Annotated in this window: 14 protein-coding genes; 9 read left to right on the top strand and 5 right to left on the bottom strand. The window is 66.5% G+C overall.

The features are described 5' to 3' along the window. Positions 1 to 91 precede the first annotated feature (91 nt). The 4 genes from lpdA to B3Z70_RS06085 form a co-directional block, all read right to left on the bottom strand. On the bottom strand, positions 92 to 1,489 hold the full coding sequence (gene lpdA / locus B3Z70_RS06100) for a dihydrolipoyl dehydrogenase (RefSeq protein WP_292044945.1): 1,398 nt from the start codon (positions 1,487 to 1,489) through the stop codon (positions 92 to 94). A gap of 501 nt (positions 1,490 to 1,990) precedes the next feature. Continuing rightward, the gene (locus B3Z70_RS06095) at positions 1,991 to 3,697 is read right to left on the bottom strand and encodes a 2-oxo acid dehydrogenase subunit E2 (RefSeq protein WP_292044943.1); all 1,707 of its coding nucleotides are present in this window, start codon (positions 3,695 to 3,697) and stop codon (positions 1,991 to 1,993) included. Position 3,698: 1 nt separating this feature from the next. Beyond that, positions 3,699 to 4,781 (bottom strand): alpha-ketoacid dehydrogenase subunit beta, encoded by a 1,083-nt coding sequence (locus B3Z70_RS06090; protein WP_349679884.1) that lies wholly within the window; start codon positions 4,779 to 4,781, stop codon positions 3,699 to 3,701. 59 nt (positions 4,782 to 4,840) lie between these two features. Next, positions 4,841 to 6,088, bottom strand: a complete 1,248-nt coding sequence (locus B3Z70_RS06085) for a 3-methyl-2-oxobutanoate dehydrogenase (2-methylpropanoyl-transferring) subunit alpha (protein ID WP_292044941.1) — start codon at positions 6,086 to 6,088, stop codon at positions 4,841 to 4,843. 149 nt (positions 6,089 to 6,237) lie between these two features. On the opposite strand from B3Z70_RS06085, the gene B3Z70_RS06080 reads away from it, so the two are divergent. From B3Z70_RS06080 to B3Z70_RS06055, 7 genes are all read left to right on the top strand, one after another. Further along, positions 6,238 to 6,726 (top strand): Lrp/AsnC family transcriptional regulator, encoded by a 489-nt coding sequence (locus B3Z70_RS06080; protein WP_248119481.1) that lies wholly within the window; start codon positions 6,238 to 6,240, stop codon positions 6,724 to 6,726. Between the two features lie 39 nt (positions 6,727 to 6,765). Next, a complete protein-coding gene (locus B3Z70_RS06075; protein WP_292044939.1) occupies positions 6,766 to 7,704 on the top strand; it encodes a pirin family protein in 939 nt (312 codons plus the stop codon). Between the two features lie 49 nt (positions 7,705 to 7,753). Then, the gene (locus B3Z70_RS06070) at positions 7,754 to 8,719 is read left to right on the top strand and encodes a WD40 repeat domain-containing protein (RefSeq protein WP_292045277.1); all 966 of its coding nucleotides are present in this window, start codon (positions 7,754 to 7,756) and stop codon (positions 8,717 to 8,719) included. Next, positions 8,719 to 9,417 carry a monofunctional biosynthetic peptidoglycan transglycosylase gene (gene mtgA, locus B3Z70_RS06065; protein ID WP_292044938.1) on the top strand — a complete coding sequence of 233 codons (699 nt, stop codon included), beginning with the start codon at positions 8,719 to 8,721 and terminating at the stop codon, positions 9,415 to 9,417. Before B3Z70_RS06070 ends, mtgA begins: the two co-directional genes overlap by 1 nt. Before the next feature lie 64 nt (positions 9,418 to 9,481). Beyond that, the gene (locus B3Z70_RS17195) at positions 9,482 to 10,432 is read left to right on the top strand and encodes a M2 family metallopeptidase (protein ID WP_349679880.1); all 951 of its coding nucleotides are present in this window, start codon (positions 9,482 to 9,484) and stop codon (positions 10,430 to 10,432) included. Further along, positions 10,357 to 11,376, top strand: coding sequence for a M2 family metallopeptidase (locus B3Z70_RS17190; RefSeq protein WP_349679879.1), 1,020 nt, complete (start codon positions 10,357 to 10,359; stop codon positions 11,374 to 11,376). Before B3Z70_RS17195 ends, B3Z70_RS17190 begins: the two co-directional genes overlap by 76 nt. Positions 11,377 to 11,484: 108 nt before the next feature. Next, positions 11,485 to 13,404, top strand: a complete 1,920-nt coding sequence (locus tag B3Z70_RS06055; protein ID WP_292044936.1) for a TadE/TadG family type IV pilus assembly protein — start codon at positions 11,485 to 11,487, stop codon at positions 13,402 to 13,404. Between the two features lie 4 nt (positions 13,405 to 13,408). On the opposite strand, the gene B3Z70_RS06050 is transcribed toward B3Z70_RS06055, so the two are convergent. Further along, positions 13,409 to 14,320 (bottom strand): isopenicillin N synthase family dioxygenase, encoded by a 912-nt coding sequence (locus B3Z70_RS06050; protein ID WP_292021477.1) that lies wholly within the window; start codon positions 14,318 to 14,320, stop codon positions 13,409 to 13,411. Positions 14,321 to 14,544: 224 nt separating this feature from the next. Between B3Z70_RS06050 and B3Z70_RS06045 the strand changes: the two genes are divergently transcribed. Both B3Z70_RS06045 and B3Z70_RS06040 read left to right on the top strand, forming a co-directional pair. Then, positions 14,545 to 15,219, top strand: coding sequence for an OmpA family protein (locus B3Z70_RS06045; RefSeq protein ID WP_292021473.1), 675 nt, complete (start codon positions 14,545 to 14,547; stop codon positions 15,217 to 15,219). Between the two features lie 138 nt (positions 15,220 to 15,357). Further along, positions 15,358 to 15,525 carry a hypothetical protein gene (locus B3Z70_RS06040; protein WP_292021475.1) on the top strand — a complete coding sequence of 56 codons (168 nt, stop codon included), beginning with the start codon at positions 15,358 to 15,360 and terminating at the stop codon, positions 15,523 to 15,525. The last annotated feature ends 89 nt before the right edge of the window (positions 15,526 to 15,614 follow it).

Here is a 15,614-nt window from a genome sequence, read left to right as displayed (position 1 = left end):
CAGAGTGCGACGCCTTCGATGCCGAGCGTATGGATCCTAGGCACAAGGCCTAGGATGACGTAGTGAGAGACGCTGAACTTGGGCAGCGGCCTCAAATATGGATCGCATGGCCCAGGGCCCGCAACGACGCCTCGTGGAAGGCCTCGCCCAGAGTCGGGTGGACGTGGATGGTCCCCGCCACGTCTTCCAGAACGGCGCCCATCTCCAGCATCTGGGCGAAGCTGTTGGACAGTTCCGACACGTGCTGGCCCACCGCCTGGATGCCCAGGATGCGATGATCGCCCTTGTTCGCGATCACCCGCACGAAGCCGCCGTCCTCGCCCGCCTCTATGGCCAGCGCCCGACCGATGGCGGCGAAGGGGAAGACGGCCTGGATCACGTCGTCGCGGCCCGCGACATCCTGCGGACCGACGCCTGCGGAGACGATCTCGGGTTCGGTGAAACAGACGGCGGCGATGGTGACGGGGTCGAACACGCGGTCATGGCCGGCGATGATCTCCGCGACCACCTCGCCCTGGGCCGAGCCCTTGTGCGCCAGCATGGGTTCCCCGGTCAGGTCGCCGACCGCCCAGACGTTCCGCATGCTGGTGGCGCAGCGCTGGTCGATCTTCACGAAGGGGCCGCTCATGGCCACGCCCATGTTTTCCAGACCCCAGCCGGACGTGCGCGGCTTGCGGCCCACGGTGACCAGCACCTTGTCGGCGTCCAATTGCAGCGGTTCGCCGTCCTTGGTCGTGACGTTCAGCTTGCCGTCACCGAACCCGCCCGCGCGGGCGCCGAGGTGCAGCTCGACGCCGTGCTTCTCCAGCCATTTGGCGACCGGATCGGTCAGGGCCTTGTCGTAGAGGGGCAGGATGCGGTCGGCCATTTCGACAATGGCCACCTGGGCGCCCAGTTTGCGGAAGGCGATGCCCAGCTCCAGCCCGATATAGCCGCCGCCGACCACGACCAGCTTCTTGGGAACCTCGGACAGGCTCAGCGCCTCGGTCGAGGAGATGACGTCGCCGCCGAACGGCAGGAAGGGCAGTTCGACCGGCTCTGACCCCGTGGCCAGGATGACGTGTTCGGCGGTGACCTTCAGATCGCCGTCGTCGGTCTTGACGATGCAGGTCTTGGCGTCCTCGAACTTGGCCCAGCCCTTGATGACCTTGACCTTGGCCTTCTTCAGCAGGGCCGCGACCCCGGCGTTCAGTTTACGGACGATCCCGTCTTTCCACTCGACCGTCTGTTTCAGGTCGATGGCGGGCGTCGCCGCCGTGATGCCCAGAGTTCCGCCGTCCGCCGCCTTGGCCACCGTCTCGAACTTGCCCGCCGCATGGATGATGGCCTTGGACGGAATGCAGCCGACGTTCAGGCAGGTCCCGCCCAGCCCATCGCCGCCGTCCACCAGCACGGTGTCGAGGCCCAGCTGGCCGCAACGGATACCCGCGACATAGCCGCCGGTACCCGCGCCGATGATCAGGACTTTGGTTTTCAGGGTCTGGGTCATTTCATCGTCGCATCTAGTGCAGGGGGCGGAGGCGGAGGGGAGGTGTCAGTAAAGGTCGGGATCGTTACCCTATTCAGGGCGCGCACGACCTGGGGATGGGAGATCGAGTCAATCCCATAAGACGCGATGACCCGCCACTGCCCCCAATGAAGCCAATCTTCCGTCAATCGAACGCGGCGAGCGAAGATCACAATTCGATCATCGCCTCGGTAGTCAGCTCCATATCTGAAGAGAGAGCCGTCCGCCCGTCTAACAGGACCCGACGGCAGGCTATTCTTCAATGCAACTGTGGGAGCTTGCATATACATGGCTCCGCACATGCTGACACCAACACGCCGACCGCGCGCGATATAGACACTATCTGCCCGGGAAAATTCTGCTCCCTGTCGCGCGATCTCAATCCGGCTTAGGTCTCGTGGTGCTGACATGGAGCAGGCTTCAACCCTGCCCGCCGCCAACAGCGCGGCAACCGCTAAAACCATAGCCGCGACATGTCTCACCTCAACTCATCCACAACGTCGCCGGGTTCTCCAGCAGCCCCTTGATCCGCTGGACGAAGACCGCCGCATCATGCCCATCGACGATCCGGTGATCGAACGACGACGACAGGTTCATCATCTTGCGGACGACCATCTGGCCGTCCTTGACCACGACCCGTTCGGCGATCTTGTTGGGACCGACGATGGCGACCTCGGGGTGGTTGATGATCGGGGTGTGGACGACCCCGCCCAGCGTGCCCAGCGAGGTGATGGTGATGGTCGAGCCCGACAGTTCCTCGCGCTTGGCCGTGCCGTCCTTGGCGGCGCCGGAGACGCGGGCGATTTCCAAGGCGGTGTCGTAAGGGTCGCGCGCCTCGGCGTGGCGGACCACCGGCACCATCAGGCCGTTCGGCGTCTGGGCGGCGATGCCCAGATGGACCGGGGCGTGCTGGGTCAGGACGCCCGCCTCGTCGTCATAGGTGGCGTTGATCTGGGGCTGGTCCCGCAGAGCCACCACGATGGCGCGGGCGATGAAGGGCAGCAGGTTCAGCTTGGGCTGGTCCTTGGCCCCCATTCCCTGGATTCGGGTCGCATTCAGGTGGGCGCGAAGCTCCTCCACCGCCGTCATGTCGATTTCCTCGACATAGGTGATGTGGGGGATGCGTCGCACGCTCTCGGCCATCTTCTCCGCGATCTTGCGGCGCAGGCCGATGATGCGGACCTCGGTGGATCCTTCGGCCCGGGCGTAGGCCGAGCCGCCGGCGGCCGGGGCTGAGGCCGGCACCGATCCGCCCCGGGCGATGAAGCCGTCCAGATCCTCGTGGGTGATCCGACCCGCCGGGCCGGAGCCGGGCACGAAGGTCAGGTCCACGCCCAGATCGCGGGCGCGGTTGCGCACGGCGGGCGAGGCGGACGGGCGCTCGCCGGGCGCGCGGCCGGTCAGGGCGGGAACCGGCTTGGCGGACGACGCTGTTGACGCGGCCGCGGCCTTGACGACCGGTGCAAGAGCGGACGTGTCCGTCTTGGACGCGGCGGGGGAGGTCGTGACGCTGGCGGGAGCAGAGGCGACATTGCCCCGGCCCTCGACGTTGAACGACACCAGCGGGCCGCCGACGGGCACCTGCTGACCCGCTTCGCCATACAGGGCGGCGACGGTTCCGGCGACGGGCGAGGTGATCTCCACCGTAGCCTTGTCGGTCATGATGTCGGCGATGATCTGGTCTTCCTCGACCGCGTCGCCGACCTTGACGTGCCAGCCGACCAGCTCGGCCTCGGCCGTGCCCTCGCCCACGTCAGGCAGTTTGAAGACGTAGTTGCCCGACGATGGCGCAGCGTCGGAGAGCCCCTCCACCGCTGCGCGGTCCCCCTCCCCACCGACGTGGGGAGGAGAGGATGTGGCGACGGCCGTCTCCTCCCCGCGCGCAGCGGGGGGAGGCGGCTCGGAGCGCAACGGAGAGACGGAGAGGTTCTCTTCGGCATTCCCCGCCCCCTCGACCTCGAACTCGACCAGGGGGCCGCGCACGGGGATCATCTGGCCGGGTTCGCCGTGAAGGGCGATGACCTTGCCCGAGACGGGGGCGGTGATCTCGACGGTGGCCTTGTCGGTCATGACGTCGGCGACGATCTGGTCCTCGGCGACGATGTCGCCGACCTTGACGTGCCAGCCGACCAGTTCGGCCTCGGCGGTGCCTTCGCCCACGTCGGGCAGTTTGAAGACGAAACGACCCATCTTAACGACCCATCCCTGTTGCTTGGCCCGTCATGACGTTCTTCAGGGCGTCTGCGACCCGTTGCGGTCCGGGGAAATATTCCCATTCGAAGGCGTGGGGGTAGGGCGTGTCCCAGCCGGTGACGCGCGCGATCGGCGCCTCCAGGTGATAGAAGCAGCGTTCCTGCACCAGGGCCGACAGTTCGCCGCCGAAGCCCGAGGTCTTGGGCGCCTCGTGAACGATGACGCAGCGGCCGGTCTTCTTCACCGAGGCTTCGATGGTCTCGACGTCCAGCGGGACCAGGGTGCGCAGATCGATGACCTCGGCGTCCACGCCGGCGTGTTCGGCGCCGGCCAGGGCGACCCAGACCATGGTGCCATAGGCCAGGATGGTGACGTCGTTCCCCTCGCGCATGATGCGGGCCTTGCCGATGGATTCGACATATTTGCCGGTCGGCACCTGGGCCAGGTCTTGCGTCTTCCACGGCGAGACCGGCTTCTCGTGCCAGCCGTCGAACGGGCCATTGTAGAGGCGCTTTGGTTCGAAGAAGACGACCGGGTCGTCGTCCTCGATGGCCGCGGTCAGCAGGCCCTTGGCGTCGTAGGGGTTGGACGGAATGACGACCTTCAGGCCCGCGATATGGGTGAACAGGCTTTCCGGCGACTGACTGTGGGTCTGGCCGCCGAAGATGCCGCCGCCATAGGGGCTGCGGATCGTGATCGGCGAGGTGAACTGACCGCCCGAGCGGTAGCGCATCTTGGCCGCCTCACTGACGATCTGGTCGTAGGCCGGATAGATGTAGTCGGCGAACTGAATCTCCACGACCGGGCGCAGCCCATAGGCGCCCATGCCGATGGCGGCGGCGACGATGCCGCATTCCGAGATCGGGGCGTCGAAGCTGCGGGTCAGGCCGTGCTTCTGCTGCAGCTTGTCGGTGACGCGGAAGACGCCGCCGAAATAGCCCGCGTCCTCGCCGAACGACAGGACATTGGCGTCCTCGGCCATCTTGACGTCGATGGCCGAGTTCAGAGCCTGGATCATGTTCATCGGCTGGACGCCGGAACCCGTCGCCTGTGAGGCCGGAGCGGCGTTTTGATCGACCATGTCGGGCTCGACGCCGTCGTTGCGGTCGGCCTCGGTGAAGGTGGTTTGTTCAGCCATGATCAGACCCCCACCTCGCGGCGCTGTTCGATCAGCCGCCAGTCTTCGGTCGCATAGACCTCTTCGAACATCGTCTTCACGCTGGGGCGCGACTGGCCCAGGGTGCCGATGGCCTCGGATTCCTTGCCGGCCGCGCGGACCTGTTCGACCGCCGCCTTCAGGGCTTCGGCGTGTTGCGCGTCGTCCCATTCGCCGATGAGGGTCAGGTGTTGGCGCAGACGCTCCAGCGGATCGCCCAGCGGCCATTTCTCGTGCTCGTCGCCGGGGCGATAGCGGCTGGGGTCGTCGGAGGTCGAATGCGGGGCGCCGCGATAGGTGAACAGTTCGATCACCGTCGCGCCCTGGTTCGACCGCGCCCGTTCCTCGGCCCACTGGGTCGCGGCCCAGACGGCCAGGAAGTCGTTGCCGTCCACACGCAGGGCCGGAAGCCCATAGCCGATGGCCTTGGAGGCGAAGGTGGTCTCCAGCCCGCCGGCGATGCCCTGGAAGGACGAAATGGCCCACTGGTTGTTGACCACGTTCAGGATGACCGGGGCGCGATAGACGGAGGCGAAGGTCAGGGCGTTGTGGAAGTCGCCTTCGGCCGTGGCGCCGTCGCCGATCCAGCTGATGGCGATCTTGTCGTCGCCCTTGTAGGCGCTGGCCATGGCCCAGCCGACGGCCTGGGGCACCTGGGTGCCCAGATTGCCCGAGATGGTGAAGAAGCCGTAGTCCTTGGCCGAATACATGATCGGCAGCTGGCGGCCTTTGATCGGGTCCGCCGCGTTCGAATAGATCTGGTTCATCATCTCGACCAGCGGATAGCCGCGCGCGATCAGCAGCCCCTGCTGGCGATAGGTGGGAAAGCCCATGTCCTCGCGGCTGAGCAGCATGCCTTGGGCGACCGCGATGGCCTCCTCGCCGGTGCACTTCATATAGAAGCTGGTCTTGCCCTGACGGTGGGCGCGGTGCATCCGGTCGTCGAAGGCGCGCGTCAGGATCATGGCCTTCAGGCCGCGACGCAGCGTCTCGGGGTCCAGGCGCGGGTTCCAGGGGCCGACCGCATTGCCTTCGTCGTCCAGAACCCGAATCAGGCGAAAGGCCAGATCGCGCATGGCGTAGGGCGTCGACCCGACCTCGGGCCGATCCACCGCGCCGGCGGGGTCCATCTGCAGATGGCTGAAGTCGGGCGCATCGCCGGGGCGCCCGGACGGTTCCGGCACGCGCAGCGACAGGGGCTGGCTGTTCTTTTGGCTCATTTTGTCGTTCATGCGGGCGTCCATGTCCGTTCGGGGGTCCGTCCGTGTTTCCTCTGGACGTTTGATAACACGACCCCTAAGCAGGCGCTCGCTCAAATTGACCTTGCTAAATCCCGATTTCGGGTATTTTATTTCGCCATAATCATAATCGGAGAAACGCCTTGGCGGACGAACTCGATCCTATCGACGCCCGTATCTTGGATATCCTGCAACAAGACGCCGGGCTGTCGGTCGCCGAGGTCGCGGATCGCGTCGGATTGTCGGCCTCGCCCTGCTGGCGGCGGATCAAGCGGCTGGAGGATTCCGGCCTGATCACCAAGCGCGTCACCCTGCTGAACGCCAAGCTGCTGGGCCTGGACTTCGAGGTGTACGCCATCGTCAAGCTGATGCTGCCCTCGGCGGACAATCTGAACGTCTTCGAGGCCGCCGTGGCCAAATGGCCCGAGGTGGTGCAGTGCGCCACCATCACCGGGCGCGAGGACTATGTGCTGCGCATCATCACCTCGGACATGCACGCCTTCGACCTGTTCCTGCGCGAAAAGCTGCTGGCGCTTGGCATCGTGTCGGACTGCGAAAGCCATATCGTGACGCGCGGCGTGAAGAATGTGACCGCCCTGCCTCTTGGCATCATCACGCCTCACGTCGGATAACGTCGCTCAGGCGGCGCGGGCCGCACTGGGAGCCGACACATGATCGAACTGGTGATCGACGCGCGCCGCAAGGACCTGGGCGGGTTCGAGGTCGGGCGCGTCCTGCCCTTCCATTCGCGCCGGATGGTGGGGCCCTTCATCTTCCTGGACCAGATGGGACCGGCCGAGTTCGCCGCCGGCGCGACCGCCATCGACGTGCGGCCGCACCCCCATATCGGCCTGTCGACCCTGACCTATCTGTTCGAGGGTCAGATCATGCACCACGACAATCTGGGCTACGACCAGGCGATCCGGCCGGGCGAGGTGAACTGGATGACGGCCGGCAAGGGCATCGTCCATTCCGAACGCACCGATCCCCTGACCAAGAGCCGGGGCGGCCCGATGCACGGCATGCAGGCCTGGGTCGCCCTGCCGACCGAGGCCGAGGAGACCGATCCGTCCTTCGTTCACCTGGGCGAGGACGCCCAGCCTGCCTATGAGAACGGCGGCCTGTTCGCGCGGCTGGTGGCGGGCGAGGCCTATGGAGCCAAGGCCGAGGCGCCGGTGTCATCTCCGCTGTTCTACATCCATTGGGAGCTTCAGCCCGGCGTGCGCACCGCGCCGCCCGCCGCCAAGGGCTCCAGCGGCATGAGCGAACGCGCCCTTTTCGTCGCCAAGGGCTCGATCGAGGTCGGGGACCGCACCTTCCACGAGGGTCAGATGGTGGTGCTGTCGTCCAGCGCGGAACCGACGGTCAAGGCCCTGACCCAGGCCACCGTCATGGTGCTGGGCGGCCAGCCGGTGGGCGAGCGGCTGATCTGGTGGAACTTCGTCGCTTCCAGCCAGGCCCGCATCGACCAGGCCAAGGCGGACTGGCAAGCCGGGCGTATGAAACTGCCCGACGCCGACGATCTGGAGTTCATTCCCCTGCCCGACGAACCCGCCAAGGCGCAATCCGCCCCGGCGCCGGTGGAACCCAAGCCGACCGATCCGGTGTAGCGGGCAAGCAGAAGGTGACGCGGCGAGGTCGGATCGCTACATGCGGCCTATGAACTTCGATTTCGACGCCCAGGTCACCGCCGCCCTGTTCGACAACTCCGGCGCCGTCTTCGCCCTCGGCGACGGTTCGGTCCGGTTCGAGGATCGGACCCGGGTCGAGGCGCACGACGGCGCCGTTCTGTGCGCCTGTGTCCACCCGTCCGGGGACGGGATCGTCACCGGCGGCGATGACGGCAAGGTGGTCTGGACCCGCCGCGACGAAGAAGCCGTCGTCCTGGCCACGGCCAAGAACCAGTGGATCGACGCCATCGACGCCTCGCCAGCCTCGGGCCTGATCGCCTTTTCCTTCGGCCGCACCCTGTCGGTGATCGATCCCAACGAAGTGGGTTTCCGTCGCGACTTCCAGCACGAGCGCACCGTTTCCGGCGTCGCCTTCGAGCCCAAGGGCCGGCGCATCGCCACCTCCACCTATGGCGGGGCGGCGCTGTGGTATGCGCGGATCGAGAAACAACAACCGGTCAAGCTGGCGTGGGCCGGATCGCACACCGGCGTCGTCTTCTCGCCCGACGGCGCCTTCGTCGTCACGACGATGCAGGACAATCAGATGCACGGCTGGCGCATCAAGGACGCCAAGAACCTGCGGATGGGCGGCTATCCGGGCAAGGTGCGGTCGATGGCCTTCCTGGCCGATGGCCAGCTGATGGCGACCTCGGGTGCGCAGGGGGCGGTGCTGTGGCCCTTCGTCGGATCGAACGGGCCGATGGGGCGAGAGGCGACCGAGATCGGCTATGACGACACGACCCTGGTCAATCTGGTCTCGGCCCGCATCGATCAGGGGCTGCTGGCCGCCGGCCTGATGGACGGGCGGGTCTGGGTCGCCCATCCGGCGGCGCAAGGCCTGAACTTCGTCAAGGCCGAGAAGGGGTCGGCCATCGTCGCCCTGTCGCTGAGCCCCACCGCCGACAAGGTGGCCTGGGCCGACGAAGACGGCGCCGCCGGGGTGTTGATCCTCTAATGGCGATGGGCCGCAAGAGCTGGCGCCGCGTCGTGCTGACCGCGCTTTTGATCCTGGCCCTGATCCCGGTCGCGGGCGTGCTGATTGTCGCCATCGTCCCGCCACCGCCCACCATACTGATGCTGCGCCAACTCGCGAGGGGCGACAGCATGGACTATCAGTGGCGCGGTCTGAACCAGATTTCGCCCAATCTGGTCAACGCGGCCATCGCCGCCGAGGACGCCCGGTTCTGCAGCCACCACGGCTTCGACATGGAGGCGATCCAGAAGGCCCTGGACCACAACGCCGAGGGCGGGCGTCTGCGCGGCGGATCGACCATCAGCCAGCAGACGGCCAAGAACGTCTTCCTCTGGCCCGGACGCGACTGGATCCGAAAAGGTCTGGAAGCGGGATACACTGTCCTGATCGAGGCCGTGTGGTCCAAGCGCCGGATCATGGAGGTCTATCTGAACGTGGTGGAATGGGCGCCCGGCGTCTATGGCGCCCAGGCCGCGTCGCGCCACTGGTTCGGCAAGGATGCGGCGGACCTCAGCCCGCGCGAGGCGGCGCGCCTGGCCGCCATCCTGCCCGCCCCGCGCCGCTACGAGGCGGCCGATCCCGGTCCCTATGTCCGCAGGCGTGCTGCGCGCGTCCAGGCGGCGATGGGGGCGGTGCGGAACCAAGGCCTGAACGTCTGCGTCCTGGGCCGGGGCGGCTGAACCGTCCCGCTTGACGGGCGCCGCCGCCTCCCCTCTCCTGCGCGTGCTGTTCAGGAGATCCATCATGAAGCGTCAGATGATGACCGCCGTCGCGGTCTGCGCCCTCGCCTTCGCCGCCGGCTGCGCCAGCACCCCCGAAACCGAGGCGCGCGCCGCAGGCGCCGAGCAGACCGCCTCCACCACGCCGGCGCCGGCCGCCACGGGGATCAGGGCCGACTATCCGATCACCGCCGAGGGCGCGACCGCCTTCGTCGCGGACGCCGAGACCCAATGGGCCGCGACCAGCGAATATGTCGCCCGCATCCAGTGGGCGCGCGCCACCAACATCACCTTCGACACCATGTGGCTGGAATCCAAGGCCAACGCCGAGGCGACCGAGCTTCAGGTGCGAATGGCCAATCAGGCCGCCAGGTTCAATGGTGTCCAGGTCGATCCGGTCGTGCGACGCAAGCTGGACCTGCTGCGGCTGGGGCTGGTGCTGCCGGCGCCGAACCGACCGGGTGCGGCGGACGAGCTGGCGCAGCTGACGACCCGGCTGGACTCGACCTATTCGACCGGCAAGTTCGACTTCAAGGGCCGCCAGATCACCCTGGACGAGGCCTCGCTGATCCTGGCCGACAGCCGCGCCCCCGAGGAGACCAAGGCCCTTTACGAAGGCTGGCGCACCATCTCGCCGGTCATGCGCGACGACTATGCCCGCATGGTCGAGATCGCCAATGAAGGCTCCCGCGAACTGGGCTTCGCCGACACCGGCGCCCTGTGGCGCTCGGGCTATGACATGCCCGCCGACGACTTCGCCGCCGAGACCGACCGGCTGTGGGCCCAGGTCAAGCCCTTCTACGAGAACCTGCACTGCTATGTCCGCGCCCGGCTGAACGCTAAATACGGCGATGCGTCCAGCCCGATCACGGACCCATCCGCGCCGACCTTCTGGGCAATATGTGGTCCCAGCAGTGGGGCAATATCTACGATGTGGTGGCCCCGGCGTCGGGCAGCGCCTCCAGCTACGACCTGACCGAACTGCTGAAGGCCGCCGACTACGACGCGACCAAGATGGTCAGGACGGGCGAGGGCTTCTACGTGTCGCTGGGCCTTGATCCGCTGCCCCAGACCTTCTGGGAGCGCAGCCAGATCACGCGGCCGCGCGACCGCGAGGTCGTCTGTCACGCCTCGGCCTGGGACCTGGACAACGCCGACGACATCCGCATCAAGATGTGCACCAACGTCAACGGCGACGACTTCTACACCGTCCACCACGAGCTGGGTCACAACTACTACCAGCGGGCCTACAAGAACCAGCCGATGCTGTTCAGGAACGGGGCCAACGACGGGTTCCACGAGGCCATCGGCGACTTCGTCGGCCTGTCGGCCCTGACCCCGACCTATCTGAACCAGATCGGCCTCTTGAAGACCACGCCGGGGGCGGAGGAGGACATCCCCTTCCTGCTGAAAATGGCGCTGGACAAGATCGCCTTCCTGCCGTTCGGCCTGATGGTCGACCGCTGGCGCTGGGACGTCTTCTCGGGCCAGACGGCGCCGGCCGCCTACAACACCGCCTGGACCGCCGACATGCTGCAGTATCAGGGGCTGGTTCCGCCCGGCCCGCGCCCGGCCAACGCCTTCGACCCGGGCGCCAAATACCATGTGCCGGGCAACACGCCCTATACGCGCTACTTCCTGGCGGCCATCTATCAGTTCCAGTTCCAGCGGGCCGCCTGCAAACAGGCCGGCTGGACCGGGCCGCTGCACCGCTGCTCGGTCTATGGGAACAAGGAGGTGGGCGCGCGTTTCAACGCCATGCTGCAGATGGGACAGTCGCGTCCGTGGCAGGAGGCGATGAAGGCCTTCACCGGCGACGACGGCAACGACGCCTCGGCCATCGCCGACTATTTCGCGCCGCTCAACGTGTGGCTGGAGCAGCAGAACCGCGGCCATCAGTGCGGATGGAGCGCCGCCTGACCGACAAACGCGGTTAACCCTTCCCCTTGAGCCTTCCCTTAACCGCCCGGCGCCAGACTGTCGGCTAATCGGGCGGTCATGCGGCTGTCCGCGCCCACGGGGATGATCTTGGCGAACGCTTCCACACTGATCGGCCGAACGCTGCGGGGCCTTCGCTTCCTGGCGTCGCGTCTGGCCTCGGATCGCGGCGGCAATGTCGTGATGATCTTCGCCCTGGTCATGCCCGCCCTGGTCATGATCACTCTGGGCGGGATCGACCTGAACCGCATCACCACCGTCAAGGCGCGGGTGCAGGATGCGCTGGACGCCGCGACCCTGGCCGCCGCACGGTCATCCTATACGGACCCGAACGATCTGAAGACGGTCGCCCTGGTCGCGCTGAAGGCCAATCTGCGCAACGCCTCCATCGAGCCCATCGCCGACAGCGACGTCAAGATCGTGCTGACCGAAAACCAGGTGGTGGTGGCCGACATGCGGGTGCAGGTGAAGACCCTGGTGGCCAACATCGTGCTGCCGCCCTACGGCAAGCTGATGGACGATACCCTGCCGGTCAGCGTCCATTCCGAGGTCAATCGCTCGTCCAAGGACATTGAGGTGTCCTTGGTGCTGGACATCACCGGCTCGATGAGCGGCAGCCGAATTCGCGACCTGAAGAACGCCGCCAACCAGCTGATCAAACTGGTGGTGCAGCCGGCGGACAAGCAGACGCCCTACTATTCGCGCATGGCCATCGTCCCCTATTCGATCGGGGTCAATCTGGGGTCTTGGGCCGACGGGGCCAGGGGTGCGCCAATCGCCGAAACCGCCATCACGGACGCCTCCTGGGCGGCGGCGCCGGCGAAGTCCATCAGCGCCATCACCCGCGCCTCGCACGGCGTCGTCACCGCCAACGGTCATAACCTGGCGACCAACGACTACGTCTGGATCAGCGGCGTCAGCGGCATGACCCAGATCAACGACCGCGCCTACCGCGTGGTGCGCGTCGACGCCAACCGCGTGTCGCTCCAATACCAGTCGGGCGGCAATTGGTACACGCTGAACACCACCAGCGGGAACGGATTCAGCAGCTACAGTTACGGCGGACAGATCCGCAAATGCACGCGGTCCGACTGTTTCGTGACCGTCACCTCGCGCAGCCATGGCCTGTCGGAGGGCGAGGGCGTAGCGATCTCCGACGTCCGCGGCATGACGGCGCTGAACACCACGAACGGCGGCCTTTACGAGGTGTATGAGCGACCCACCACCGACACCTTCGTCCTGCCCGTGGGCGGCGCGGTTTATGCCGACTATACGAGCGACGGCACGGTGCAATGCGGGCGCGACGGCTGCGCCATTCGCGTATTTCGCGACGCGCAGTACAATCGACTGACCGAGTTCGACAAGTCCGCCTGCGTCAGCGAGCGCACGGGATCGGCCGCCTACACCGATGCTGCTCCGCAGGTCGGCAGCTACGTCGGCCGCAACTACGCCTCGCCTCGCAACCCCTGTCCTGCGGCCACGATCCAGCCCCTGACCTCCAACATCAACACCCTGACCAATCTGGTGAACGGCCTGACGGTGACGGGATCGACCTCGGGTCAGATCGGCCTGGCCTGGGGCTGGTATGCGGTTTCCGATCAGTTCAATCGACTGTGGCCGTCGAACACCGCGGCGGCCTATGCGCCGACCAAGGTGCTGAAGACCGTGATCCTGATGACCGACGGCGAGTTCAACACCCCCTATTGCGGCGGCGTCGTCGCACGGGACGCCGGATCGGGCTCCGGCAATTACTATGACAAGATCGCCTGCGACGCGACCAACGGCGATCCGTTCGATCAGGCCGCCAAGCTGTGCGACAGCATCAAGGCCAAGGGCGTGATCGTCTACACCGTCGGCTTCTCCATCACCCAGGGCAGCGACGCGGCGCGGATCCTGAGCAGCTGCGCCACCGACAAGGACAAGGCATTCCTGCCGCAGTCGGGCGCGGACCTGTCCAGCAACTTCCAGGCCATCGGCCGCGACATCACCCGGCTCAGGATCTCGCGATAATGGCTCAGAGCAGACGGATTTCGCGCAGCCGTTCGGTCAGATAATCCTCGGCCAGGATGGTCTTGCCGGCATAGCGGTCGGGATTGTCCGGCGTGATCGCGCTGGGCAGGGTCTCGATCGGGAAGTCCGGGTTGAAGTGCAGGAAGAAGGGCGTGGAGTAGCGCGCGAAACCGCGACGCTCCGGCGCCGGATTGACCACGCGGTGGGTGGTCGACGGCAGGACGTGATTGGTCAGTCGCTGCAGCATGTCGCCGATGTTGACGACCAGGGCGCCTGGCGGCGGGGCGATGTCCAGCCAACTGCCGTCCTTCTCCTTCAGTTGCAGACCGGCCTCCTCGGCCCCCAGCAACAGGGTGATGACGTTGATGTCTTCATGCGCGCCGGCCCGCACGCCGGGCGCATCGGCCGGCACGGGCGGATAGTGCAGCATCCGCAGGACGCTGTTGCCCATCTCCACCTTGTCGGCGAAGAAGTCGTCCCCCAGCTTCAGATAGCGGGCGATGGCGCGCAGGATCTTGGCCCCCAGCGCATCCAGATCCTCGAACATGCCGTACAGGTGCTCGCGGAAACCCTCGACCTCGGTCGGCCAGACGTTGTCGCGCATGTAGCGGCGGTAGGGATGCCCCTCGGGCAGTTCGCGGCCGACGTGCCAGAACTCCTTCAGGTCCACGGTCTTGGCGTCCTTGGCCGCCTCGACGCCGAAGGGCGTCAGGCCGCGCGCCCCGCCCGTGCCGGGCTGATGATACTGGCGCTTGACCTCTTCGGGCAGGGCGAAGAAGGCCTTGGCGTCGTCGATGGCGGCGGCGATGCGCGCCTCGTCCAGGCCATGGTCGGCAATCACGGCGAAGCCGTAGCGCGTGAAGGAGGCGCCCAGGGCGTCGCTGAACGCCTGAAAATCGGCGTCATGCTGTTTCATCGAAACCGGCGTGATGGCGCGGTCCTGCGGGCGGTTGTCTTGGGTCGCGCTCACGGGCGTCGTCCTTCGGTCTAAGAGGTGTGCGGCCTCCCTTACCCTTAATCCTGGCGATTGTCAGTTCGCGGAAGGGTCGGGCGACGACCGTTCATGCGACATACAGGTTGGAACCTTCACAGTAAGCATACGTTTCCGCGCCACATCGCAAATACGAAGAGGACCCGTCCATGCGCGCCAGATTCATCGTCGCCAGCGTCTCCATCGCCGCCTTGCTGGGCGCCGCCGCCTGCACCACCACCGATCCCTATCAATCGGGCCCCGTTCGCAACAACACCGGTTCGGGCGCCATCGCCGGCGCTCTGGGTGGGGCCCTGCTGGGCTATCTGACCAACACCTCGAATGGCGAACAGGGCCGCAAGAACGCCCTGATCGGCGCCGGCGTCGGCGCGCTGGGCGGCGCGGCGGTCGGCCAGTATATGGATCGCCAGCAGCGCGCCATGGAGTCGCAGCTTTCCGGCTCGGGCGTCGGCGTCGCGCGTCAGGGCGACACCCTGGTCCTGCGCATGCCGTCGGACGTGACCTTCGCCACCAACCAGTCGTCCATCGACCCGCGCTTCCTGCCCGTTCTACAGGACGTGGCCCGCGTGCTGCAGCAGTATGACCAGTCGACCGTCGACGTGATCGGCAACACCGATTCCTCGGGCGGCGACGCGATCAACCAGCCCCTGTCTGAGCGTCGCGCCAGCAGCGTCGCCTCGGAACTGGTGCGCAACGGCGTTCTGGCCCAACGCCTCTATGTCGCCGGCAACAGCTCGCGCAACCCGGTAGCGTCCAACGCCACGCCGGAAGGCAAGGCGATGAACCGCCGCGTGGAAATCCTGATCCGCCCCTTCACTGGCTGATCACGGCCGACATCAGGAAAGATCATCGGGGCGGCGTCGCAAGACGTCGCCCTTTTCGCATCCCTGCCCGCCGGTCGCGCTTGCGCTATGTCGAACATCGGGGTTAGGCCGAGCAAAGCCCTCCGCAGGAGCGACGCCGTGACGCCGGACGACTGGGATTTTGGTCAAGGCCTGAAGCTGGCCGCCGTCGCGGTGGTCTGCGCCCTTCTGACGGCGACCGTGGTGATCGCGCTCGGCGAGGCGGTTCTAAGCCGACAATCGTTCAGCGCGCCAAGCCCGCCGTTGACCATCACCGCCCAAGACTGACCCTTCTATGCAAACAAAAACGCCGCCTCCTTTCGGAGGCGGCGTCAAAGTTGTTTGACATCTGATCTTCAGGATCGCCGGTCTGGTTG

The sequence above is a fragment of the Brevundimonas sp. UBA6550 genome, assembly GCF_002434505.1.
Classification (GTDB): domain Bacteria; phylum Pseudomonadota; class Alphaproteobacteria; order Caulobacterales; family Caulobacteraceae; genus Brevundimonas.
The sequence above is the reverse complement of the archived record's forward strand: the minus strand, read 5'-3'. Positions and strand labels throughout refer to the sequence as shown.

Excerpts from the sequence above, each read along its gene's own strand:
- B3Z70_RS17190 (WP_349679879.1), top strand. The coding sequence starts at position 10,357 with ATGTGGTCCCAGCAGTGGGGCAATATCTACGATGTGGTGGCCCCGGCG.
- B3Z70_RS06045 (WP_292021473.1), top strand. The coding sequence starts at position 14,545 with ATGCGCGCCAGATTCATCGTCGCCAGCGTCTCCATCGCCGCCTTGCTG.
- B3Z70_RS06070 (WP_292045277.1), top strand. The coding sequence starts at position 7,754 with ATGAACTTCGATTTCGACGCCCAGGTCACCGCCGCCCTGTTCGACAAC.
- B3Z70_RS06090 (WP_349679884.1), bottom strand. The coding sequence starts at position 4,781 with ATGGTCGATCAAAACGCCGCTCCGGCCTCACAGGCGACGGGTTCCGGC.
- B3Z70_RS06050 (WP_292021477.1), bottom strand. The coding sequence starts at position 14,320 with ATGAAACAGCATGACGCCGATTTTCAGGCGTTCAGCGACGCCCTGGGC.
- lpdA (WP_292044945.1), bottom strand. The coding sequence starts at position 1,489 with ATGACCCAGACCCTGAAAACCAAAGTCCTGATCATCGGCGCGGGTACC.
- B3Z70_RS06085 (WP_292044941.1), bottom strand. The coding sequence starts at position 6,088 with ATGAACGACAAAATGAGCCAAAAGAACAGCCAGCCCCTGTCGCTGCGC.
- B3Z70_RS06075 (WP_292044939.1), top strand. The coding sequence starts at position 6,766 with ATGATCGAACTGGTGATCGACGCGCGCCGCAAGGACCTGGGCGGGTTC.
- B3Z70_RS17195 (WP_349679880.1), top strand. The coding sequence starts at position 9,482 with ATGAAGCGTCAGATGATGACCGCCGTCGCGGTCTGCGCCCTCGCCTTC.
- mtgA (WP_292044938.1), top strand. The coding sequence starts at position 8,719 with ATGGCGATGGGCCGCAAGAGCTGGCGCCGCGTCGTGCTGACCGCGCTT.
- B3Z70_RS06095 (WP_292044943.1), bottom strand. The coding sequence starts at position 3,697 with ATGGGTCGTTTCGTCTTCAAACTGCCCGACGTGGGCGAAGGCACCGCC.